General features: G+C 57.1%; 22 protein-coding genes and 1 tRNA gene. 5 read left to right on the top strand and 18 right to left on the bottom strand.

Going from position 1 to position 23,641, the window contains the following annotated elements; all coding sequences use genetic code 11:
• Positions 1 to 62 precede the first annotated feature (62 nt).
• Complete coding sequence (locus H586_RS0109860; protein ID WP_011369113.1) at positions 63 to 653, top strand: formyltransferase family protein; 591 nt, start codon at positions 63 to 65, stop codon at positions 651 to 653.
• Positions 654 to 858: 205 nt separating this feature from the next.
• On the opposite strand, the gene H586_RS0109855 is transcribed toward H586_RS0109860, so the two are convergent.
• Positions 859 to 934, bottom strand: a tRNA-Thr gene (locus tag H586_RS0109855).
• Positions 935 to 1,186: 252 nt separating this feature from the next.
• Here H586_RS0109855 and rbr point away from each other — a divergent pair.
• Together rbr and H586_RS0109840 are read left to right on the top strand one after the other, a co-directional pair.
• Entirely contained in the window at positions 1,187 to 1,762 is a 576-nt protein-coding gene (gene rbr, locus H586_RS0109850) for a rubrerythrin (protein WP_027181940.1), read from the top strand.
• 545 nt (positions 1,763 to 2,307) lie between these two features.
• Positions 2,308 to 3,951, top strand: a complete 1,644-nt coding sequence (locus H586_RS0109840) for a glutamate synthase-related protein (protein ID WP_027181939.1) — start codon at positions 2,308 to 2,310, stop codon at positions 3,949 to 3,951.
• A gap of 265 nt (positions 3,952 to 4,216) precedes the next feature.
• Here the strand turns inward: H586_RS0109840 and H586_RS18855 are convergent, their stop codons facing one another.
• From H586_RS18855 to H586_RS0109785, 11 genes are all read right to left on the bottom strand, one after another.
• A complete protein-coding gene (locus H586_RS18855) occupies positions 4,217 to 5,404 on the bottom strand; it encodes a YibE/F family protein (RefSeq protein WP_034619015.1) in 1,188 nt (395 codons plus the stop codon).
• A gap of 91 nt (positions 5,405 to 5,495) precedes the next feature.
• Complete coding sequence (locus tag H586_RS0109830) at positions 5,496 to 6,980, bottom strand: alkaline phosphatase (RefSeq protein ID WP_011367233.1); 1,485 nt, start codon at positions 6,978 to 6,980, stop codon at positions 5,496 to 5,498.
• A 130-nt stretch (positions 6,981 to 7,110) separates the two neighbouring features.
• Positions 7,111 to 7,722: an HNH endonuclease gene (locus H586_RS20100; protein WP_027181938.1), complete on the bottom strand. Its 612-nt coding sequence runs from the start codon at positions 7,720 to 7,722 to the stop codon at positions 7,111 to 7,113.
• A gap of 176 nt (positions 7,723 to 7,898) precedes the next feature.
• Positions 7,899 to 8,366, bottom strand: a complete 468-nt coding sequence (locus tag H586_RS0109820) for a ferritin-like domain-containing protein (protein ID WP_027181937.1) — start codon at positions 8,364 to 8,366, stop codon at positions 7,899 to 7,901.
• 18 nt (positions 8,367 to 8,384) lie between these two features.
• Entirely contained in the window at positions 8,385 to 9,227 is an 843-nt protein-coding gene (locus H586_RS0109815; RefSeq protein ID WP_011367230.1) for an FAD/NAD(P)-binding protein, read from the bottom strand.
• Positions 9,220 to 10,299, bottom strand: coding sequence for a 4Fe-4S dicluster domain-containing protein (locus H586_RS0109810; RefSeq protein WP_027181936.1), 1,080 nt, complete (start codon positions 10,297 to 10,299; stop codon positions 9,220 to 9,222). The genes H586_RS0109815 and H586_RS0109810 overlap by 8 nt, the downstream gene beginning before the upstream one ends.
• A complete protein-coding gene (locus tag H586_RS0109805) occupies positions 10,299 to 11,270 on the bottom strand; it encodes a 4Fe-4S dicluster domain-containing protein (RefSeq protein WP_027181935.1) in 972 nt (323 codons plus the stop codon). Before H586_RS0109805 ends, H586_RS0109810 begins: the two co-directional genes overlap by 1 nt.
• Positions 11,267 to 11,776, bottom strand: a complete 510-nt coding sequence (locus tag H586_RS0109800; RefSeq protein ID WP_011367227.1) for a hydrogenase iron-sulfur subunit — start codon at positions 11,774 to 11,776, stop codon at positions 11,267 to 11,269. Before H586_RS0109800 ends, H586_RS0109805 begins: the two co-directional genes overlap by 4 nt.
• On the bottom strand, positions 11,743 to 13,725 hold the full coding sequence (locus H586_RS0109795) for a CoB--CoM heterodisulfide reductase iron-sulfur subunit A family protein (protein WP_011367226.1): 1,983 nt from the start codon (positions 13,723 to 13,725) through the stop codon (positions 11,743 to 11,745). The genes H586_RS0109800 and H586_RS0109795 overlap by 34 nt, the downstream gene beginning before the upstream one ends.
• 18 nt (positions 13,726 to 13,743) lie before the next feature.
• Positions 13,744 to 14,643 (bottom strand): CoB--CoM heterodisulfide reductase iron-sulfur subunit B family protein, encoded by a 900-nt coding sequence (locus H586_RS0109790; protein ID WP_027181934.1) that lies wholly within the window; start codon positions 14,641 to 14,643, stop codon positions 13,744 to 13,746.
• Positions 14,640 to 15,254, bottom strand: a complete 615-nt coding sequence (locus tag H586_RS0109785) for a 4Fe-4S dicluster domain-containing protein (protein WP_011367224.1) — start codon at positions 15,252 to 15,254, stop codon at positions 14,640 to 14,642. Before H586_RS0109785 ends, H586_RS0109790 begins: the two co-directional genes overlap by 4 nt.
• 275 nt (positions 15,255 to 15,529) lie before the next feature.
• On the opposite strand from H586_RS0109785, the gene H586_RS20650 reads away from it, so the two are divergent.
• Positions 15,530 to 15,709: a hypothetical protein gene (locus H586_RS20650; RefSeq protein ID WP_155891375.1), complete on the top strand. Its 180-nt coding sequence runs from the start codon at positions 15,530 to 15,532 to the stop codon at positions 15,707 to 15,709.
• A 189-nt stretch (positions 15,710 to 15,898) separates the two neighbouring features.
• On the opposite strand, the gene H586_RS0109775 is transcribed toward H586_RS20650, so the two are convergent.
• The 6 genes from H586_RS0109775 to H586_RS0109740 all read right to left on the bottom strand — a co-directional run bounded on the left by H586_RS0109775 (position 15,899) and on the right by H586_RS0109740 (position 22,363).
• Positions 15,899 to 16,852, bottom strand: a complete 954-nt coding sequence (locus tag H586_RS0109775) for a DMT family transporter (RefSeq protein WP_027181932.1) — start codon at positions 16,850 to 16,852, stop codon at positions 15,899 to 15,901.
• A gap of 175 nt (positions 16,853 to 17,027) precedes the next feature.
• The gene (locus tag H586_RS0109760) at positions 17,028 to 18,413 is read right to left on the bottom strand and encodes an SLC13 family permease (RefSeq protein WP_011367222.1); all 1,386 of its coding nucleotides are present in this window, start codon (positions 18,411 to 18,413) and stop codon (positions 17,028 to 17,030) included.
• Between the two features lie 12 nt (positions 18,414 to 18,425).
• On the bottom strand, positions 18,426 to 19,343 hold the full coding sequence (locus H586_RS0109755) for an NAD(P)/FAD-dependent oxidoreductase (protein ID WP_027181931.1): 918 nt from the start codon (positions 19,341 to 19,343) through the stop codon (positions 18,426 to 18,428).
• A 70-nt stretch (positions 19,344 to 19,413) separates the two neighbouring features.
• Positions 19,414 to 19,722 (bottom strand): thioredoxin family protein, encoded by a 309-nt coding sequence (locus tag H586_RS0109750; RefSeq protein WP_011367220.1) that lies wholly within the window; start codon positions 19,720 to 19,722, stop codon positions 19,414 to 19,416.
• Between the two features lie 68 nt (positions 19,723 to 19,790).
• A complete protein-coding gene (locus H586_RS0109745) occupies positions 19,791 to 21,314 on the bottom strand; it encodes a sulfatase family protein (protein ID WP_011367219.1) in 1,524 nt (507 codons plus the stop codon).
• A gap of 347 nt (positions 21,315 to 21,661) precedes the next feature.
• A complete protein-coding gene (locus H586_RS0109740) occupies positions 21,662 to 22,363 on the bottom strand; it encodes a Crp/Fnr family transcriptional regulator (protein ID WP_011367218.1) in 702 nt (233 codons plus the stop codon).
• A 247-nt stretch (positions 22,364 to 22,610) separates the two neighbouring features.
• Between H586_RS0109740 and H586_RS0109735 the strand changes: the two genes are divergently transcribed.
• On the top strand, positions 22,611 to 23,594 hold the full coding sequence (locus H586_RS0109735) for a CheR family methyltransferase (RefSeq protein WP_155891374.1): 984 nt from the start codon (positions 22,611 to 22,613) through the stop codon (positions 23,592 to 23,594).
• The last annotated feature ends 47 nt before the right edge of the window (positions 23,595 to 23,641 follow it).

Genomic DNA, 23,641 nt, shown 5'->3' with positions numbered 1-23,641 from the left:
AAATCGGGTTATGGAGGTCACTTCCGGGCGGTACAGGGCTTTCGCTACATGGGAGATCGCCCATGAAGGTGGCCATCTTAGGACAAGGCTGGTTGGCCACAGAGGTTTTGCACGCGCTAGGCAGAATACCGGCCCTTAGTATTGTGGCCGCTTCACCGGAAAAAACTGATGACCGCTTTATGCTTGCCCTAAAACACACGGGGGTTCCGGTCATACCAAACCTTAAACATCTGCCGCACTGCGACCTCATGGTGGCAGCCCACTGCCATCGTTATATCGGTGCGGGGGCTTTACTCAAAGCCCGACACGGGATTCTCGCCTATCACCCGTCGCTGCTCCCAAGGCACCGCGGGCGTAACGCAATCCACTGGACGCTGGCCATGCGTGATCCCATAGCCGGTGGCTCTGTTTATCTGATGGACGATGGTGTTGATACCGGAGACATTGTCTGCCAAGACTGGTGCCATGTTCTGCCGAACGATACCCCACAGACCTTGTGGCGGCGCTCTCTGGGGCCAATGGGGGTGCGCCTTCTCACCCAGGCCGTCACATGGCTTGTAAGAGATGGCACCTTGCATACAATGCGGCAAGATGAACGATGCGCCACATGGGAGCCAGCATTGGCCCGTGAGCCTCTCAAAAATACAATCTAAAAACAGGTGCCCCGGAATACCGACCGGGGCACCAAATTTTAACTCTCGAATTTCCCATTTTGAAATGGCAAAATTCTCAAATAGAGTGTCAGCTTACAGCAAATTTTACGCATTCGCGCGTAAAAAAATGCGTAAAATAGACTGATTTTGAACAGTACGAAAAAAGGCCTGATCGGCGGAAACCCGCGTCAGGCCTTGAAATTTCTGGAGCCAGCAAACAGAATTGAACTGTTGACCTGCTGATTACGAATCAGCTGCTCTACCAACTGAGCTATGCTGGCAAATGAGAAGGGCCTTATAGCCTCATCCTGTGCACAGGTCAACAGTCTCCCGTTGTCCAATTACATTTTATTTACGACATTCCGGCACAGTGGGCACCGGCAGCGGTTATTTTGCCCTTTTCCTGTTTTCTTGCTATCTGGCAATAAAGAAGAAAACAGCTTGTCAGGAATAATTATTGACAAGCTGCTCATTCTTGAATAGAAGCTTTCTTAACAACTTGTTCAACCAACTCATCTTCAGGAGAAATCTGAATGAAATCCTTGAAAGGAACCCGTACTGAAAAGAACATTCTGACCGCATTTGCCGGAGAATCTCAGGCCCGCAACCGTTACGACTACTTTGCAGGTCAGGCCCGCAAAGACGGGTATGTGCAGATTGCACATGTGTTTGAAGAAACCGCCCTGCATGAAAAAGCACACGCCAAGCGCCTGTTCAAATTTCTTGAAGGCGGTGAAGTGACAATTTCTGCCGGATACCCCGCAGGCGTCATCGGCTCCACACTGGACAATCTGTTTGCGGCAGCCGAAGGCGAACATCATGAGTACGAGCAAATGTACCCTGAATTCGCCGCCATTGCCAAAGAAGAAGGCTTTGATCAGCTTGCCAAGGTGTTCATGAACATTGCCGTGGCCGAACAGTACCACGAGCGCCGCTTCCTTGCCTTTGCTCACAATATTGAAAAAAATGTCGTTTTCCAGCGGCCTCAGACCGCGGTGTGGCGTTGCCGTAACTGCGGATACAATCACGAGGGATCCGAAGCTCCCGACCTGTGTCCCGCATGTGCCCACCCCAAAGCTTTCTTCGAGCTTTTCGCTCCTGAATGGTAAGTTTCCGTTGCGCCTACCAGCGCACAAGGCGCCCGCTACGGCGGGCGCCTTTCTTTTTTTGCCTGAAAAATCCCTGTCCCCGCAGAGACACCTGTGAACAAAATTGCAATTTTTTGCAGTAGCAAGTCCGGAATCTGGAATTCTGCTGACAAAAAAATGAAAAAAATGTGTTTTTGTCGAAAAAAGGCTTTTTTGACGTTTATGTCAAAAAAACATAAAATTATAAATATTAAAACGTATCATGACAAAAGTGAACGCTTGAATAGCCTAATGCATGATAACACAATATAAAATCATACACGCAGAAAATTAACAGACTAGCAAACTTTGACTACCGCAATCAATGCATTGCATTTTTCTCAAAAAATTTGAAAGTTAAAATATCAATTTCCATAATCACATATGCTTTTTTATAAAAACAGATAACAAATTCATACATTGCCAAAAATATAAATCATATATTTTTTTCATTTCCTGTTTGCCCCGCCGAGCGGTTACACGCTATATGGGCTGCCTTACAGCGAAATCATCCTTATGGAGGCCTTATGAATACCCCCGTGAAGAATAATGACGTGCTTGGCACCACTAACCGTGGCAATATTGTCGAATCCGGGCTGTGCAGCCTGTGCCGCGCAGACTGCATGGGTAAATGCGAAACGTGGCTTTCATGCCTTAAAGGTCGCGACACCCTGTACCCGCGCGATTTCGGGCTGGTTACCGCCGGCAGCGGCAACACCACACATGTGGGCGTTTCATACAATTCTCTGCGCATTCAGGGCTACAACTACGGTGCCCACGGCATGGGTGAAAACGGCAGCAAAGCTCAGTCCGGCGATGCGCTTTTCACCGATGCTTCGCTGGAAACCAGCTTTGGCGCCGACGAAAAGACCAAATGCCGTTTCCCGCTGATGACCGGCGCTTTGGGTTCCACCTTTATTGCCGCGAAATACTGGGACTCTTTTGCCGTGGGCTGCGCACTGTGCGGCATTCCCATTGTGGTCGGTGAAAACGTGGTGGGCGTGGACCGCAAATCTTCACTGGAAAACGGCCGCATAACCAGTGCGCCGGAACTTGAGCGCCGCATCAACACCTATCTGCGCTACTACGACGGCTACGGCGCCATCATCGTTCAGATGAACGTGGAAGATACCCGTAACGGCGTGGCCGAATACATCGCCGAAAAATACGGCGACAAAGTCATTCTTGAGCTGAAGTGGGGACAGGGAGCCAAAGACATCGGCGGTGAAATCATCGTTGAAAGCCTTGATTACGCTCTGTTCCTGCAGGAGCGCGGTTACCTTGTGGACCCCGACCCCTCCCGTGCGGAAGTTCAGGAATCTTTCAAGTCCGGCGCCATCAAGGGTTTTGCCCGTCACAGCCGTCTGGGCTACACCAACCTCGGCACGTGGGAGCAGGTTCGTGAAAACTTCATGAACTCCGTTGACTACCTGCGCAAGCTCGGATTCAAACGTCTTTCTCTTAAAACCGGTTCGTACGGCATGCAGGCTCTGGCCATGTCCATCAAGCTTGCCACCGAAGCCCGTCTCGACCTGCTGACCATCGACGGTTCCGGCGGCGGTACCGGCATGAGCCCCTGGGACATGATGGAAACCTGGGGTGTCCCCTCCATCCTGCTGCATGCAAAAGCCTATGAATATGCTTCGATGCTGGCAGCCAAGGGTGAACGTGTTGTAGACATGTCGTTTGCCGGTGGTTTTGCCAAATCCAGCCAGATTTTCAAGGCGCTGGCACTGGGCGCACCGTATACCAAACTTATCTGCATGGGCCGCGCCATGATGATACCCGGCTTCCTCGGCTCCAACATAGAAGGCGTACTGCGCCCCGAACGCCGTGAAGCCGTATGCGGCAACTGGGACAAACTGCCCCGCACGGTGACGGACTTCGGCACCACCCCCGAGCAGATTTTTGCCGGATGGTATGACGTGCAGTCCAAGGTGGGCAAAGACGAAATGAAAAACATTCCGTTCGGCGCCGTGGCCATGTGGTCCATGGTCGACAAACTGGGTGCCGGCCTGCAGCAGCTGATGGCAGGTGCGCGCAAGTTTGAACTTTCCTGCATTTCGCGCGAAGACATTGCGGCCTGCAACCGCGAAACAGAAAAGGAAACGAGAATTCCTTTCATCACCGACGTGCAGGACGAATTTGCCAAAGCCATTCTGCGCAGCTAAGGACTGACAGCTCAGTCCGCTTTCCATACCAGACAAGGGGCGCATCCTTCGGGATGCGCCCCTTTTTCAGCATTACAGGCTGCAGTATGCCATACGGCCGGGCGGAACACAGCAGACTACCGGACAAAGGCAGGTCATTGTCGCCGACAGCCTGCACGGCAGAACGACAGAAGCCATGCAGTACATGCCGCAGACAAAACAACTGCCGGACAGCAGCCCTGCCCATGCCCGAAAGATAAGGACATCATAGCCGTTCAGCAGGGCATCAGCTATGGGGCTGCAGCGGAGCCGGCGGCACCGGTACCACCGCAGCTTTTCTGCTGCACACGGCAGACCGCACCGGAACACGCGTATAGATAAAAGCACCTGCCAGCGCTGTAAACGGCGCCACCAGCACCAGCCCGAGACTGCCCACCAGAGTTTTAACAACCTCGGCTGACACGTAAATCATGTTGAACATGTTGGCCAGCGGCACTCCCTGAGCCATGAATGCCATAAGTAACGTGACAAAACCACCTGAATAGGCCAGCAGCAAGGTGGTGGTCATGGTCCCCACAACAGCGCGGCCCACGCGTATGCCTGAAATAAAAGCTTCTGCCGTGCTGATGGAAGGATGACGCGAAACAACCTCGTGCTGACTTGCGGCCACATCCATGGCCAGATCCATTACCGCACCCGAAGCGGCAACAAAAACAGCCCCCACATAAATACCTGTAATGTCCAGATGAGCGTATCCGGCATAGAGCATGGTCTCTGCAAAGGGCATAACGGCACCGTGCAGCTTCAGCGCACCGGCCGCCCATACTGCCAGCAGAGAACTGGCCCCGACCCCCAGCATGGCGCCCAGAAAGGCCGTCACCCCCAACCGGCTGATACCGGCCACCAGAAACACAATAACCGCCGTCAGCACCGCCACAACGCCGAAAGCCAGCGGCACCGGGGCAACCCCTTTGAGCAGCAGCGGCACAAACAGCTTCCATAATACAAGACCGGTAAAAACAAAGCTCAGCAGCGCCTTGGCCCCTGTCCATCCGCCGAAAGCCAGCAACAGCAGGCCGAACACGCACAGCAGCGCGCCCTGCAGCCCCAGCCGGTAATGATCCTGCGCCACCACGGTGTCCACACTGCCGTCCTTCCTGTGTGTTATCACCAGCAGGGCTGTGTCTCCGGCAGAAAAAACTTTGTCCAGATCCATCCTTCCCTGCAACTGATTGAGCACGGTAAACCGCTGCCCGCCATATGGCCCGTCCAGCGCTTCAACCTCCAGAGCCTGATACCCCACCTTGATAAGTGTGTGCTGCTGCAGCCCGCCGGAATCCTGAGACAGCACCCTGCCCCTGCACCGTATGGCCGATGTGTCCATACGCGCATCAAATCCCGTGGGCAGCATCCACAACACACAGGACAACACGGCAAACAACAGCACCATGGCCCCGTCAAGTCTGCTGCGCATAGCGTTCTCTCCACATAAGCCGCGCACGGCATGTAAAACAGCGGCGCAGCCCGCAGGCCGCGCCGCCCTTGTTTCTGCAACAGTCAGATGATCAGTTGGCCGCCACATAGACATGGGGCTTCACACCCATGGCCGTCATGATCTTTTTGGCAATGGCCGTCTGGTGATACGATCCGCCGAAAAGGTCCGCACCGCGGCCCACGGCGGTTGTTCCCACGGGAACCGCTGTATGCGAGAAGGATGTCCACGCCAGCCCGGCCTTGTTATTGAGCAGGTGGGTTATAGTGACAATGAGAGGATCGTATCCGCCGTACAGGTTGACGGAAACAGGATCGTTCAGCTTCATGGAATCGCCCGCCACAGACTTGACGAACGCATCCTGCAGCTGGGCAAGCTCGTGGGGCTGCACATACATGGGGTCTGCATGGTCGCCTGCAAACTGCAGCCCGAAGTAATGTGTGATGGTGGGCTTCAGGTCATTGAACGCCAGCGAACCCTGATGCTCTTTTTTAAACAGCTTCAGCACATCATCGGCAAAATACTGAAACGAGACATACTGTTTTTTCAGCACGTCAAAATCAGACTCATATGCCGTACCGGCAAATCCCAGAGTCATGCCGCCGCATTCGTGGTCGCCCGTCACAACAATCAGGGTCTCGTCGGGATGCTTTTTGTAAAATCTGACAGCCTCGGCCACGGCCTCGTCAAAGGCCACAGTATCCATAATGGCTGCTTTGGCATCGTTGGCATGGCAGGCCCAGTCAATTTTACCTCCCTCAACCATCATAAAAAAGCCCTTGCTGTTATCCAGCAGGTCTATGCCCTTGGCGGTGAATTCTGCCAGAGTGATATCTTTGCCCGGGCGGCTGTCCATGGCATAGGGCAGCGCACCGGAATCCTGCAGCCAGCTGTTGTACGCAAACACCTTTCCGTCTTTGCGGTTCAGCTTCAAAAACTCGTCGCGGTCCGTCACCACTTTGTATCCGGCGTTTTTAATGGCATCCATGGCATTGCCGCGCGGTTCCACGCCTTTACGCTTGCCCGCGGGGTCCTTGATGCCTCCACCGGCAAAATAGTCAAATCCGGACGAAGCCAGTGCATGGTCGATGTAATGGTACAGGTTGCGGCTTTCCTCGTGAGCGTAGAACGCAGCCGGAGTTGCATGATCAATGGAGACAGAAGAAACAATGCCCACTTTCATGCCCTTTTCACGGGCCATTTCGGCAATGGTCTTCACTTTTGTCTTGTCCGGCGCCATACCTATCATGCCCACATCTGTCAGCTGACCGGTACTCATGGCCGTGGCCGCAGCAGCGGAATCCACAATGAACCTGTTGGCGGCGGGGGTGGTGGTTATGCCGTGCACCGGAAAAGAATCGAGAACCAGCTGACGGCCTGTAAACGCTTCTGTGGCCTGCTTTTGCGGCAGGCCCATGCCGTCACCGATAAACAGAAAAACATATTTTGCGGGTTTCTTTGCAAAAGACTCTGCCGCGGCTGCGCTGTGCGCGCAGACCAGCAGCGTCATCAGCATACAGACAACACTTACGGAACGCTGAAAACAAGACGGACGCATGTGAATTCTCCTTGCCTGACAACAAATAAAAAAAAACGGCACTGCCGCATTGGCTGGCAAGGATATGTCCCCGGAAGGTGACAACAGAATGACAGTACGGCTAAGATTGCACTACATCAAAGCCGTTCCCTCAGCGCGACGATGATAATGCACATACCGGCGGCTTGATGCCGTAATGAAACTGCCTGTGGCAGTTGGGGCACAGCGCCATGCAGTTGGCCGGAGTATCCGCGCCGCCCTCTGCCAGCGGCCGGACGTGATGCACCTCAAGATAAGGCAGGTTGTCTGCACGGCTGACAAACGGTGCGGGGGCCCCGCAGCATTCGCAGAAGCCACCGGCACGCAGCAGCACTCTGGCAGCGACCACGGGACTGCGCCGGAAGACAGCCTGTTCGCGCACGGTCATGCCAGGCGGGCAAAGAGTTTCCGCCGCATCATCGCCGGGGTCTGTATCCGCAGCCTGCTGCAGCTGCCTGATGGCAAGGCGCACATCTTCATCGGGCCACTGCACGGATTCCGGTTCAAAAGCCCGCACAGCAAAACCGGCCTCTGCCAGTCCGGCGCGTGCGTCACGGGTGTTGAAGCTGCCCGCGCTACCTTGTCCCGTGGCCATGGCCCATATGGCCTTGGCCGGATACAGGCTGCCCCGATGTACCAGATACCAGCGTCTGGGCGTTTTATAAAACGCAGGGCGCACCCCGCGTGCAAAGTCATCAATGGCCCGCAGTATGGCCTGTTTCATACTATTCTTCTCCGGATTTGACGGCCACGGCCGGCAGTGATGCATCCGCGGCGGAAGCATGGGGCATATGCATAAAAACGCCCCGCGGTATAATGCCGCGGGGCGTCGTTCATCTGACAAAAAGCGCGCCGCGCAGAACCGCAGCAAGATTGCGGCGGTGCGGCGCACCATGACGTCTATTTGCGCAGCATTGCCATAAGCTGCTTCAGATGCTTGCGCTCTTCGGCGATGCACGCGTCGATATGCCTGCCTTCAGCTTCGGGCACAAAGTCACGCATTTCGGCAAAGAACAGCATGGTATCCTTTTCAAACTGCATGGCGATGCGCAGAGCAGTTTCACGGCCGAGCTGCTCTGCCGGAACAGCGTCGGGACGGAACAGGGCATGGCTGTCCAACAGCGAGCGCATATACATGAGGTAGTCAGCCTCATCGGCCCATGCGGGCAGTTCCACAGGGGCAATGCGTTCACCCATGGCTTTGAATATGGCACGGTGGGCCATTTCCTCTTCCATCAGCCAGTGAAACAGCCTGCGGGCTTCTTCATCTTCCGAAGCCGCAGCAAGGCGGCGGTAGAAGTCTTCGCCGCGGATTTCAATTTCCTCCGCAGCGCGCACGATGTCGCCGGCTTTAAACAGGTCCGCCATGATGCCTCCTTCAAGGGGCTAGAGTTCGTTAGGCAAGTCCTTCAGGTCAGAGTAACGGAAAACCGGTCCGTCGACACAGACATACTTTGTGCCGATGTTGCACCGGCCGCACAGTCCGACGCCGCACTTCATGCGTTTTTCAAGAGTGGTGATGATCTGTTCATCCCCGAATTCAAGCTTTTTCAACGCCTGCAGGGTGAATTTGATCATGATGGGCGGGCCGCAGGTTACGGCCACGCAGTTTTCCGGCGCGGGGTTCAGTTCCAGCAACACATTGGGAATCAGCCCGACACGACGCGTGGCGGATTCTTCCCAGCCTTCGGCAGGTGCGTCCACAGTAAGCACCACGTCCAGATCATCCCGCGCCATCCACTCTTCCACGTCGTACTTGAAGCTCAGATCAACGGGAGAGCGCGCGCCGTACAGCAGAGTGATCTTACCGTAGTCGGCGCGATTGTCCAGCATATAGACCAGCAGTGTGCGCAACGGAGCCATACCTATGCCCCCCGCAACAAACACCACGTCTTTTCCTTTCATTTCATCCACGGGAAACCAGTTGCCCAGCGGCGCACGCACGCCCACGGTATCACCGGCTTTCAGCTGATGCAGGCGGCTTGTCACTTCGCCCACCTTCATTACGCTGAACTGCAGATAATCCATGCGCGTGGGCGAAGAGTTGATGACAAACGTCGATTCACCCACGCCGAATATGGAAAGCTGCCCCACCTGACCGGGCATGAAGGAAAACGACTCCATCAGGCTTTCGTCGTTGAAGCGGACACGAAAGGTCTTGATGTTGGGCGTTTCTTCCACAACCTCCAAAACAGTTGCCAGAGCAGGCAGGCTGGGGTTGTTATGCATCGGCTTTCTCCTCGGCTTCTTCAGGGACTGCGTTATGATTCTGTGCGGCCTGCACCACGGCGCGGATATCCAGCGAGACAGGGCAGCTTTTGATGCAGCGGCCGCACCCGCAGCAGGCTATCAGCCCTTCGTGCAGTTCGGGGTAATAGGCAAACTTATGGCCCATGCGGTTGCGCAGGCGGTGAGCCTTGGTGGGTCTGGGGTTGTGCCCGCTGCCTTCCAGCGTGAACTCGAACGACATGCAGGTATCCCAGGTGCGCAGACGTTTGCCCTGCAGACCAGACTGTTCATCGGTCATGTTAAAGCAGTAGCAGGTGGGACAAAGGTAGGTACAGGCGCCGCAGCTTATGCATATGGCTGCCTGTTCATTCCAGAAGTCCATATCGTCGAACCGCTCCAGCAGCTTGCGGGGCGCGTCTGAATAGTCATGGGCTTCGCCCAGCTGACCGCGGGTGCGGCTGATGACGGCACCGGCCTCGTCCATGCGTGCCTGCGAGGCAGACTCAAAGTCGCCTTCCGCCAGCAGCTCACGGCCTCTTTCCGTCACTCCTTCAGCCACATAACCGCCCTCTACGGGCACCAGCAGCACGTCGGAACCTTCGGAATCATCCGGCCCGCTGCCCACGCTGTGGCAGAAGCAGGTACTCTCGGCGCTGGTACAGGCCACGGTAACATACAGGGTGTTTTCGCGGCGGCTTACGTAGTACGGGTCGCGCATGGTGTCGCAGTTGTACACACGGTCAAGAATAAGCTGCCCGCGGGCGCCGCAGGGACGTCCTCCCACCACCACAGCCTTCTGTGTGGGCAGGACTTCGCGCACCTGCACTTTCACCCTGTCCAGATTTTCGGGATCCTTGTCGTACTTAAAGCGCAGCAAAGTTTCCGTCTGCGGAAAAACCCCTTCCTTCGGAGCCCGCACGGGCATCTTGTCCAGCAGCGCCTTGCGCCCGGGCACATAAGGGCGGAACGTCACCGTGCCGCAGTCGTCCATGGGCACCAGTACGGCGCGGTCGCGTGAAAGTGCGTCGAGCCACGCGGTCATCTTGTCATGGCTGATGAATTGTCTGCTCATTACCAGCCTCGCTCGTTAATGGTCTCTTCCTCTACCTGATAGGTAAGCAGAGGGGGCGTGGCATCGGGGTCGGTACCGCTTTCGTAGGCAAAAAGCTCCCTGACCACTCCGTTCATGGAGCGGCGCAGCAGCATAAGCGGGATATCCAGCGGACAGGCGCGTTCACATTCACCGCACTCCACACAGCGCCCTGTCAGGTGCATCACATGGATCATCTGGAACATGAAGTTCTCCGCGGTGCTGGATTCCTGCGTAAGCCAGTGCGGATTGCGCGACGTGGCAATGCAGTGGTCCCGGCATACGCACATGGGGCAGGTGTTGCGGCAGGCGTAACAACGCACACAGCGCCGCATCTGCTCCTGCCAGAAAGCAAAACGCTCGGACAACGGCAGTTTTTCAAACTCTTCCAGTGTGGGATGCTTTGCGGGCACTGCGCCCTCTTCCACACGGGCTCCGGCAAAATGATCGGCATCTATGGCGTTATGATACCGGCAGGTTTCACATTTACCGCTGCGTATCTCTGCAAACGGCAGTTCCACCTTGGTATCCGGCGCCGAAAGCACAACCTTGTCGCCGGCAAACTCCACGCTGCCGATTCCGGTACAGCCCTGTGCTCCGGCTTCCAGCTTCTGCAGGCTTACTATGCCGTTGCAGCCGAAGCCGAACATGACCACTCTGTCGCGGGGGATGAGCTTTTCCTGCACCAGCTGTATGACCGCACGCGAATCACAGCCTTTGACCACAAGGCCCACCTTTTTATCGTTTCCGGCCCCGCGCAGCAGACCCGGCAGATAGGTGGCAAGGCTGTGCACGCACAGCGGGTTGAGCACAAGCCGCTCAAGATCTTTTTCGGTACGGATAAACAAAGGCCGCATGTGCAGGGCGTCAAAGCCCTGCTCCCAGCCCAGAACCATGTCGAGTTCCGGCAGGGCGGCGCGTATCTGTTCTTTCAATTCCTGCAGCACGCTCATGAGCGCACCTCCTTGAGATGGCAGGGGCATCCCTGACCGGCCTGCACCGCACGCTCGATGTCGGCCAGTTCGGCATAGCCGTTTCCGCCTGTCATTCTGGGCGCGGGGCCGAGATCATGTATGCGGCTGGTGAATGTTGTCACCACATGCTGCCAGCGCTGCCCTTCGGAAGCGGACACCCATGTGTACTCGAACCGGGCAGGATCGATACCGGTGACCGGCAAAAACTGCTTGAGCATTTCAAGCCGCCTGCGGGCATAATAGTTGCCCGCTGCATAATGGCAGTCACGGGGGTGACAGCCCGATACAAGCACGCCGTCAGCACCGCTGATAAGCGCGCGTACAATAAACAACGGATCAATGCGGCCGGAGCAGGGAACACGGACAATGCGCAGGTCGGTGGGCTGCACAAAACGGCCCACACCCGCGGTATCCGCCCCCCCGTAGGAGCACCAGTTGCAAAGAAAGCCGACTATTCGAAGCTCTCGTCCATCAGGGGCGGACATAAGGCATTAACCTCCGCAAGAATCTGGTTGTCTGTGAAATGCTGCAGCTGAATGGCCCCGTGCGGACAGGTTGCCGTGCAAATGCCGCAGCCCTGACACACGGTTTCCAGCACGTCCGCCTTCACATTGCCTGCACGGTCCTGCGTTTCACGCACCGCGCCGAAAGGACATGTCATGGCGCACTTCATGCAGCCCACGCAGCGCGCCGTATCAACCTTGGCAACCTGCGGGTCCGACTCAAGCATTTCACGCGAGAACAGTGTCAGCACCTTGGAAGCCGCGGCACTGCCCTGTCCCACTGATGTGGGAATATCCTTGGCGCCCTGACAGGCTCCGGCCAGATACACACCGGCGGTGTTGGTTTCCACGGGTTTCAGCTTGGGGTGCGACTCCATGAAAAAGCCGTACTGATCGTAGGAAATACGCAGTTTTTCGGCCAGCTGAGGCGCACCATGAGCAGCCTCAACCCCCACTGCCAGCACCACAAGGTCGGCTTCAACCTCTACCTGCGTGCCTGCCAGCGTGTCGGCACCGCGTACCACCAGCTTGTCGCCGCGCGGGAAAATCATGGAAACACGGCCGCGCACATACTGCACGTCGTACTGTTCCTGAGCGCGCCGCGTAAACTCGTCGTATCCTTTGCCGGGGGCGCGGATATCCATGTAAAAAACATAGGAGTTGGAATCGGGGATGTGGTCTTTGGTCAGCACCGCCTGTTTGGCGGTATACATGCAGCAGAATCCGCTGCAGTAGGGTCTGCCCACGGCGGGGTCGCGCGACCCCACGCACTGGATGAAAACCACTTCCTTGGGTTCCCTGCCGTCCGAAGGACGCTTGATGTGGCCGCCGGTGGGGCCGGAGGCATTCATCAGGCGTTCGTACTGCAGCGATGTGATGACATCGGGGTATTTTCCGGCGCCGTACTGGCCGTACACCGTGTAGTCAAAAAGATCGTACCCCGTGGCCGCCACAATGGCGCCCACTTTTTCGGTGACCACGGTCTCCTGCTGCTCGAAATCGATGCAGCCCATGGGGCAGAACTTTTCACACACGCCGCATTTTTTACCCTGCAGCTTGCGGCAGTAGTCGGGATCGATGGAAGCCTTTTTGGGAATGGCCTGCGGAAAGGGTATATTGATGGCCGTGGTTGTGGCCACCCCTTCGTTAAAGCGGTCGAAGCTTTTTTTGCTGGGGCATTTTTCCATGCACAGGCCGCAACCGGTACATTTGGACCAGTCAACATAGGTCTGCCTGCGGCGGATTTTGACCTCAAAGTTACCCACATAGCCGCTTATCTCGTCCACTTCGGCAGCGGCGTACAGCGTGATGTTGGGATGCTGAGCCACGTCCACCATCTTGGGACCGAGAATGCAGGACGAACAGTCCACAGTGGGAAACGTCTTGTCCAGCTTGGCCATTTTGCCGCCTATGCTGGGTTCGCGCTCCACCATGATCACTTCTATGCCTGCATCGGCACAGTCCAGCGCGGCCTGAATGCCCGCCACGCCGCCGCCGATGACCAGCGCTCTGCGGGTCACCTCGAAGTGCTTGGGCGTAAGGGGAGCGTTATGGCGCAGCTTTTCCACGGCCATACGTATCAGGTCCGAGGCCTTGACCGTGTTGCGTCTGATATCTTTGCCGATCCACGAAACATGTTCGCGGATGTTTGCCATTTCCAGCATGTAGCGGTTCAGCCCGGCACGCTCCAGCGCGCGCCGGAAGGTGGGTTCGTGCATGCGGGGCGAACAGGAAGCCACCACCACGCCGTCCAGATTATGCTCGGCAATGGACTGCACTATACCCTCCTGCCCCGGTTCGGAACAGGCGTACATGGTATCGGTGGAATACACCACATCGGGGAACATCCGTGCCGTCTCCGCAACCGAAGGACAGTCGACGGTGGCGGCGATGTTGCTCCCGCAGTGGCAGACGAAAACGCCTATGCGCATGGTTTCATCTCCTTGGCGTTAGAGCACGCCTGCCGCGCGGAGGCAGGGGCCGGGGTCCACAACCAGCTTGGCAAGGCCCACGTCCGCCGGTGCAAGACCGAAGGAAAGCCCCATCAGCTGGGTAAAATAAAACACAGGCAGTGCGTGCCGCGAACCGCGGGCCGCATTCACCTGTCCCTGACGCATGTCAAGGTTCATCTGGCAGAGAGGACAGGCAGCCACCACGGCATCGGCACCGCAGTCCGCCGCGGCGTCCAGCAGGCGCCCCGAAAGTTCGGAAACAATATCGCGGCGCGGCATGCCGAATGCCGCTCCGCAGCATTCAACCTTCAGCGGAAAAGGCACCACCTCGGCCCCGCAGGCTTCCATCAGCCTGTCCATGGCCATGGGGTGTTCGGGGTCGTCAAACTGCATCAGACCGGGGGGCCGGTTCATAATGCAGCCGTAATAGCAGGCCACCTTCAGGCCGCTCAGGGGCTTGCGCACCTTTTCCTGCACAGCCTGCGCACCCACTTCTTCCGCCAGTATCTGCAGGGTCGAACGCACGTCGACATCCGCTCCCGTTTCAACATCGGCATCAGCGGCACCGTCATGCAGCAATGCCGAAACCTGACTGCGGAATTCCGCATCTTCCATTTTATGCGCAGCAGTGCGCAGGTTGGAAAGACAGCTGGGACAGGGGGTGGTCACCACGCTGTGGCCCGCCGTGGCGGCAATGGCCAGATTGCGCGCCGACAATGCTGCCGAAAGCACATGGTTGACCGTGTGTGCGGGTGTGGAACCGCAGCAGCTCCAGTCAGGCAGTTCTTCCAGCCGCACGCCCAGTGCGCGGAAAACGGCCTGAGTCGACTTTTCGTACTCGGCAGACGTGCCGCCGCCCGAACAGCCCGGATAATACGCTACAGTGGCAAGACTCATCGGCTGCCTCCCTTGCTCTCAGCGGCAGGGCCGGCGGCGGAAACAGCCTGCCGGTCTTCCTGCTGCCGCTCGCGGAAACGGCGGAATATGGCCGCCACATGACCGGCACCCTGAATGGTATGCGGCCGGAACCCGATCTTGCCCTTGGGCAGCACCGTGGGAGCAAGATCATAATCGGTCCAGAAACGGCCGGTCTTCAGCACATAGTTGACCAGCATACCCATTTCGTAGACACGGCCATGCCGCTCCACCGATGCCAGAAAAGCATCGCCGAAGCTTTTGACAGCGCCTTCGGTGGCGTATCCTGCTTCTCGCGCCATATGGCGCAGCACGTCGACCACGCGGGCCACATCAATGTTATTGGGACAACGTGTGGTGCACGACTGACAGCTGGCGCACAGCCACAGCGAACGGCACCGCAACACTTCGTCTCTTCTGCCCATTTGCACCAGACGCATGATCCTGCTGACAGGAATGTCGTACACAAAGGTATACGGACATCCGGCCGTACAGTTACCGCACTGGTAACATGTGGCCAGATTCTGCCCGCTGCGGCGGGCGACCTCTGCGGCAAACGCGGCATCCCGGGACTGTAAGGATATCACTTCCATAATATTCCCTGGACTATCCATTTATATGAACGAAAACGCCGGCACCGGTGTGCGGTGCCGGACCGTGAAACGCAGATATATATGCCGGAACAATGCCGTGCCGGACTTCGGCAGAGCCGCTACCGGCGCGGAACAAAGAAAAAAACGTATCCGGCGCAAAACAGGCGCGGAGCACATGCCCCATGCGGTGTACAGCCCTGTGTGTACATACTGCCCGGAAAAAACGCCGGGCGGACAGAACGCGGAGCGCACCGCTGCGTCCGCGGCGATGATGCATGGCTGACATGATGCGTACCGTACCATATGCCGGAGCAAAGGACAGCAATTCCACCGGCGCCGAACCTGTCCATGCAGCGGACAACACCTTGCCTTCTCCTGCTTTTCCGCCCACCGGCAACAGAGTGCGGGGGCTTGCCGCCCGGACTCCGCAACCGCCGGCCCCGGGCAGATACTGAAATAAACTACAGGATTCACGCATACGCCATATCCCGCCTGCGGAGCAAGCAAGTTTTTCCCCCCATACGGTTCCTGCGGGCATGCCGGTCAGAACCGCACGGACAGACATATACCGGACCATCAGAAAAAGCACGTACAACCCCCGGCGCCGCAGGTCAATACTCGCCGCAGCTGCTGCCGCACTGTGCTCAGTCTCCGGCGGCACCTTCCGCGGCACATGCCTTCTGCGCATGTGCCTCTCCTTCCTTTTTTCCGGTGTTCAGCTCGCCCGATCCCGACGCCCCCGCCAGCAGCACCCCCGCCAGCACCAGCCCCACCCCCGCATACTGGGCGGACGAAAGCCGCTCGCCCAGAAAAATATAGGCGAACACCAGCGTGGATACCGGAATAAGGTTGGCGAACTGAATGACCACCGCGGCTTTTATGCGTGTAAGCGCGTAGTTGATGACAAAATAGACAAGAAACGTGATGCCCAGCCCCAGATACAGAAGCGACCCCGCAACCTGAGGACTGAACAGCACATGTGCAGGCGGCAGCGGCTGCATGAGCGCCCCGGGCACAAACAGCACCGTGGCGCCGAAAACCTGTACTCCGGCAAGGTACATATAATGATAGCGTGCGCACAGATGCTTGACGCTGAGGGCATAACAGGTTGACGCCAGCACGGCGCAGAAAATAAATAAGTTGCCCAGCAGCGGTGCGGGTGCCTGATCGCCCGCCGTTGCCAGAGCAGATACCACGACCACCCCGCATACCGCGCACACTATGCCCGCCAGACACCGCCGCCCGATTTTTTCACGGTACACAGCAAAGGCCCCCAGCGCCACGGTAAGAGGCACACAGGCGACAATCATGCCTCCCTGCGAGGCCGATGTGTAACGCAGCCCCAGAGTCTCGAACGTGAACAGCAGAAACGGTTCGCAAAGCGCAAGCAGAAGCAGCACCTTCCAGTCCCCCTTGCGGTAGCACGGAGAAGGAATCCGCTTCCACAGCAGCAGGTACAGCAGCGACGCCAGTATAACCCTGCCCAGCAGGATATGCTCCAGCGCCAGATGCTCCTGCACCACCTTGAGCACGATGAATCCGCCGCCCCAGACGATATGAACCACGGCCAGCGCCGCAAGAATCATTCTATAAGACATGATGAAGGTTCCTGATATCCTGTTGAATGAACCACTGCGGACACGGGTGAAGACCGGCGGAAAAGCCGCGCTGCTGTTCCGTGCCGCCCTGCGGAATGTTATGAAAAATGTATGAAACCTACCGGCAGGACGGCACATGCGGCGGCATGATACCGCCGCATGTGTCCGTGACCGGTCAGAAGGATATCCACTGCCAGTAGGTGGCGCCCACCACCCACACGGCGGCGGCTGCGCAGATCATGCGCACCGCCATGATGGCCACCAGATAGCGCATGCGCACATAGCCTGTGGCAAACATTATAAGCGCGGCGGCCAGTTCGTAAGGGAACAGAAACTGATCAAGGCCGTAGAAGAAGCTGTACAGCAGCGGCTTGATTTCCAGCCCGAGGCTGGTGGCTATCTCGGCCAGAGGAATACTGAGCGAGGTGGCCGCTGCCACGGGAGTAAGCGCAAAGTTAGCCAGAATACCGGTAAGATAGGCCAGCAGCGATGTGGCGGAAAGACTGTCCACAGTTTTGAGATACGGCACGATTTCTGCCGCCATAAGTGCCGGTATGCCCAGACTGCCCGCCACAATACCGATGGCCATGCAGCCCACGATAAAGAACAGGATGGAAAACTGGACTTTTTCGACATCTTCTTTTTTCAGCAGGCTGAAAAGCGGCGTGAATCCCAGCAGCACCACCCCCACAAAAGCGTAGTAGCCGGGCACACCGTGCAGGCGTTCTGTGGCAAAAGCGGCCAGCGCCAGCGCGGTAAGCAACAGGGTTTTGCTTTCTTCACGGCTCATACGGCCCATCTTGTGCAGTTCGTCATGCGCATGGCTGAGGCACTGCTGCATGTAGCGCCCCAGTTCGCGCGAGCCGAAAACATGCAGTATCCCCACGCAGGCTGCGGCCACCAGCAGCGAAAACGCCACGTTTTCCACAAAAAATCCCAGCCATTCGATGGGCACGCCCATTTCCTTGACCATAAGCAGCCCCACTATGCCCACGTTGTTGGGCAGATAGTTGGTGGCAGGCACAGTGGCGCCGAAAAAAGCAGCCATGATAAGCGTGGTGGACGCAACGGAGCCTTTTTCAAGCTTCATGCTGGCGCACATGCCCGAGGCTATGGTCATGAACAGAATGGTGACTGTGATGACATCGGGAATAATGGCTCCGATGACATACCCCGCAATGATCATGGCTATGTACAGCCGCACGGGCGTGGTGCCGATGCGCGTGATGGCCAGCAGAGCTATGCGGTTTGAAAGGCGGGTCCGCTCCATCAGCACACCGATGAGCATGCCGCACATGCACACCCAGGGAATGGGAGTTGTCCAGCCCACAAAGGCGAGGTCGGGTGAGCTGATCCCCGTCACCACATAGGCTGTCATCAGCAGTACGGCCGTGGCAAACATGGGCATCAGCTCAAAGGCGAATGCGGCAATGGCGAAAATGGTCTCGAACCAGTACAGGGTGAGACGGGGGTTTTCGGGATTATGCAGCGCAAAAGCGCCGGCACCGGCAATGCCCGCCACCAGCAGCCAGTTACGCAGAGATTTGTTTGATATGAACATGAGCAGGCTCCGTTACGATCTGATGTAGCGTTCGGCCGCCAGCGCCGCAACGGTGCCGTCCGCCATGGCCGTGGTTATCTGCCGGTAGTGCTTTTCGTTTATATCACCCGCGCTGAACACGCCGGGCACGCTGGTGGCCATATGTTCGTCCACCACTACATAGCCGCCGCGGCTCAGGGTCACCACGTCTCTGAACAGATCGTTATTGGGGCTCTGTCCCAGAAACACGAACACGCCGTCCACGGGTACCGTCTCGCGCACGCCGCTTCCGGTGTGCTCCAGCACGGCGGCCTTCAACGAGTCATTCTCCACTATCAGGTCATGCACCACGGTCTGCGTACGGGCATCCACCCTGCCTGTTTCCAGCAGGGTGTCCTGCGTGGACTGCGCGGCAAAAAAACGGTCCATTTTTTCCACAAGCGTTATGTGCTCCACACCTATGCCCAGCATGTACAGGCTTTCGTCAAAAGCACTGTTGCCGCCGCCCACCACCAGCACGCGGCGGCCTTTGTAAGCGGCGCCGTCGCATATGGCGCAGTGGTGCACCTGTTCACAGCCGGTGGGCACATCAAGCGGCACGGGCTTACGTCCGGTGGCCAGAATGACAGCCCGTGCCTGAAACACCGCCTCATCCGTTTCCACGGTTTTCACCTGACCGGCAAGCGAAACAGATTCTATTTCGCACACTTCCTCCACTGTCACGCCCAGGCTGTCCACGTGGTCACGCATTTTCTGCATCAGTTCCATACCGTGTATGGCCGGATACGACGGAAAATTTTCGACAGTATATGTGGAATTGACCAGCCCGCCCGTGACGCTTTCTTCAAGCAGGGCCACATTCAGGCTTGCTCTGGCAGCATAAATGGCGGCGGTCATGCCCGCAGGTCCGCCCCCCAGAATGACTATATCGACCTGTCTGGATTCTTTCATGATGCGTATCTCTTTTGAGCGCCCGCATGCCCTCCCCGGACAATGCGGGCGGTTGCATATGCAAATACGGCTACGCCGCGGCGAAAAACGCCTTCATTTCCTTGGGATTCATCAGTCCGGCCTTGCGCGCGGCCACGGCGCCGTTCTTGATGACAATAATGGTGGGCGCCCGTTCCGCCTCCAGCCTTTCCACAGTGGCGGGATTTTCCTCGCTGTCCATGCTGAACAGGGCCACATCGGGATTTTTGGCGGCAAACTTTTCGAGCACTTTTTCCATGTTCTTGCAGTGCGGGCACTGCTTTTTGAAAAAGATGACCACGCCGGAGGCTGTGGCGGCCAGTACCTGTTCAAAGTCTGCGTCGGTAAGCTGAGTAAACATGAATCACCTCTGATATGATATCATCCGCCGCCGGCAGACCATGCCGGCGGCGAGGGTATTTTGCGGAGTTAGGTCGTGCGCAGCCCGCCAATGACCAGCTTGAGCTTCTGCAGCAGTTCTTCGGCCACTTCGGGCTTCTGCGCGGCAATGTTGTTCAGCTGGAAGGGGTCGGTACGCCTGTCATACAGTTCGTTATGTTCGGGCATCTGAACCTTGGCTCCTGCGGTGCAGGTCCACATCTCCTCGGACATTTCCTTGTCGGCGCCTTCCACGCAGTCGGCGCGGTTCTTTTCGTCTTCGCTGACAAGCCAGTGCACATAGCTGTAGTCTTCGGTGATGATGGACCACGACATGCCGTAATATCCTGCAATGGCATACTCGCGCACAGAATCGGCCTCGCCCCGCATGAGAGGCAGCAGGCTTTCGCCCTGCATGCTCTCGGCGCCGAATGTGTTCATGCCATGATCGGACACACCGTCTTCGGTGTCGGCCAGATTCATCACATCCATGATGGTGGCGGTCACATCCACATTCTGGACAAAAGACGATATGCGCTGCCCGCCCTGCACACCGGGAATGTGCATAAGCAGAGGTACGTGCACCAGTTCTTCATAGGGCCACGGGCGCGACTTGCGCATGATGCCGTGCCCGTGTTCACCGTTGCCCATGGGCTGCCCGTGGTCGGACATGACCACAACCATGGTCTCGTCCATCAGTCCCTGTTCGCGCAGCGAATCAAGAATGCGTCCCACCCATTTATCCACCATGGTGATTTTTTCCATGTACAGGGCGCGCACATGTTCGCATTCGCGTTCGGAAATGCGTCCTTCCACCGGTGTCCACGGAGCCAGCAGAATGGGGTTTCCTTCGTAGTCGGGGTCGTACGGGCAGGGAGTGCCTTCCCATACTGACGGCGGATCCCAGGGCTCGTGCGGATCAAAGGAATCCACCCACAGGAAGAACGGACGGCTTTTGTCGCGCCGTTCGCGCAGCCAGTATTCCGTCCGGTTCATCACCTTGGCCACATAACTGTCGGCGTCACTGCGGCGGTGCTGCATCTGACGCAGAAAACAACCTATCTCGTCCAACAATTGCTTGCTGTCATCATCAATCAGGTTGCCGTCCTTGTCCCAGACCATGGAAGGCGACGTGAAATCTTCCGGCTTGAGAGCCGGATCCAGCGGCATGTCGGCAAAGGTGGTATGATCGAGTTCCTGCCCGGGGCAGAAATCCACATAGTCAAAACCTCTGGAATAGCCGAACTTGGCAAGGCGCATGGGAGCGGTGTCATAAATGAGCGCGGTCTGCACATTGCGCCCCCAGAGGATGTCGGTGATGGTGGTGTCGTCGCCGGAAAGGGGCTTCCACCCGCCGTAAGGCAGGGTGAAGCGGCCGGTCATCAGCGCACGGCGCACCGGAATGGTAGGCAGCCCTTCGCTGTAGGCATTTTCAAAAAGAACGGACTGACGGGCGAACCTGTCCAGGTTCGGAGTCTTGACCTGCTTGTTGCCGTAGCAGCCCAGATAGTTGAACTGCAGGGTATCCAGCATGATCATGACTACGTTTTTGATTTTACTGCGGTCAAAAGTCATGAAAAACCCTCTGCTTGCTTGATTGTGAAAAAGCTCACCGCAGCGTGTTCCCTGTGCCGGCCAGATGGCCGCGCGCGGCCTGTCAGGGGTACGCGTACGACGCTTTCGCGCTATGTGATGTTTTTCACATAACCACGAACAGAGGACGCAGTTCTGTCTCACAAGAGACAATACGCAGAAAATTTTGCAGAACGCGCAAAAGACTGACACAAACAAAAAACGCTGCGCAATTCTGTGCGCAGCGTTATGTCACTGTAAGAAGCAGGCGGGAAAAAACGCAGGGCCTGCCAAAATGCTGCCCCGAGGCGGCGGAGCAAAACACATATACGGATGCAGGCTTACCAGCCTCAGGTCATGTGCCTGCCGGAACAAGCCCGTCCGGCAAGGGCCTGCGGATCATTGATCTCAAGAGTCCGGCGTGAAAATTTACCCACGATACCCGCCTGCCGCAACTCTCTGATCACTCTGCACAGCGAACTGCGGTGTATGCCCAGCATGGCCGCGGCATCGCCCTGAGAAAGCCCCGGACTGCAGACCCTGCGGCAGCCGTGCTGTTTCCACTGCTGGTACAACCACCGGCACACCCTGCCGTCCACCTCCACCAGCCCCGAATCAAAAAGCTGGGCGAAAAAAGCCCCCGCCTTGATGCCCAGCGAATGAACAAGACTGCGGATAAGATGCGGATGAGAGCGGTAAAAGTTTTCATCCTCAAGCAGCTTCATGGGAAAGCGGGCAACTTCGCAGGGTTCCAGCGTACGCAGACTGTGCTGATGCAGGGCCGAAAGATGCAGGTGGGCTATTTCACCGAAAAGTGTACCCGCGCCGATTATCATCACCACCCGCTCGTGCCCGTCTTCGGCAAGGCAGGAGAGTTTAAGCGAGCCGCTCACGAGCAGATAAAAATCAGACGGGTCGATGCTGGTCAGTTCGTACCCGCGGGGCAGAGAAGAACACACCCCGAGGTCAAGCACGGCTGCCCACTCGCGGTTCACCCCTTCTATGGAAAAAAGCGCTTCTCTGCTCCGGTTGTCATTTTTTGTGCTATCCATGTCTTGCTCCTGTCTGCGTGCACATGCGGTGTTTTTTTCTGCATGCACAGCCGCCGATGCAACACGGATATCAGACTATACAGCCGCAGGCCACAGTATGCCGTGGCCTGCCCGCGCGGAGTGCACATACTTTGACGGACAACTTGCGGACTATAATTGAATACTCGCTGACGCGGTTGCATAGTAAGCATAGTTTGCTATAAAGAATAGACAATCAGAGTCCCAATTATCAAAAGGGTGGTAATCAATGTCTCTTTTCTCCTCCAGCAAGCTCGGTTCCGGTACGCGCACCGGTGGCGGAGCAACGGCTGCGCCCGCCGGCGTCACAGGGGGGCTTGCCAGCGGCATCACCTCCGGCAGACTGCCCACACGGCAGCTCGGCCTGCGCAAAACTGCCAAGATAACCGACGAAGAATTCGAAAAACTGGCCGACTTCATTTACAACAAAACCGGCATCAGTATTTCCATCAAACGCAAATACCTGCTTGAAAACAGACTCGGCGCGCGCCTGAGTGAGCTGGGTCTGAAGACATTCAAAGAATATTACGACTATCTGCAGCTGGACAAGAACAGAGCGGCGGAAATGGAGGTCATCTGTGAAAAGGTGACCACCAACGAAACCAGTTTTTACCGCGATGCGCGCCAGCTGGGCATCTTTCAGAACGAAATACTGAAAGAGACTCTGGCCAAGCAGGAAGCACTGGGCCGCAAGGAACTGTTCATATGGTCCGCCGGCTGTTCTTCGGGCGAAGAGCCTTACACGCTTGCTATCATGCTGCACGAGGCGCTGGGCATGTCCATCATCGGATGGAACATACGCATAACGGCCAATGACCTTTCGCCCGCCATGCTGCGGCTGGCCCGTGCCGGCGTGTATACCGACTATGCCCTGCGCACCACGCCTAAAGGCATCATAGCAAAATACTTCGACAAGGTTGATGCAGGCTATCAGGTGAAGCCCCGCGTGCAAAAGCTGGTACAATTCGGCCCCGTCAATCTGAGCGACCCTGCGTCCACCCGCCGCGTACCCCGCTCGCACATTGTCTTCTGCCGCAATGTCATCATCTACTTTGATGATGCCATGAAGAAAAAGGCCATCACCGCGTTTTACGACAACCTGCTGCCCGGCGGTCACCTTTTCCTCGGCCACTCGGAAAGCATACACAAACTTTCCACGGCGTTCAGGCCCGTGCCCAAGCCCGGTGCCATCTGCTACAAAAAGGAAGAGTAAGCCGCCTGTTGCGGCACGGGACAGGAAAGCAGGAACCGCCATGTTCC

It is taken from the genome of Oleidesulfovibrio alaskensis DSM 16109, from assembly GCF_000482745.1.
GTDB classification, from domain to species: domain Bacteria; phylum Desulfobacterota; class Desulfovibrionia; order Desulfovibrionales; family Desulfovibrionaceae; genus Oleidesulfovibrio; species Oleidesulfovibrio alaskensis.
Note: the sequence above shows the minus strand (reverse complement) of the source record. Positions and strands in the feature narration are given on the sequence as shown.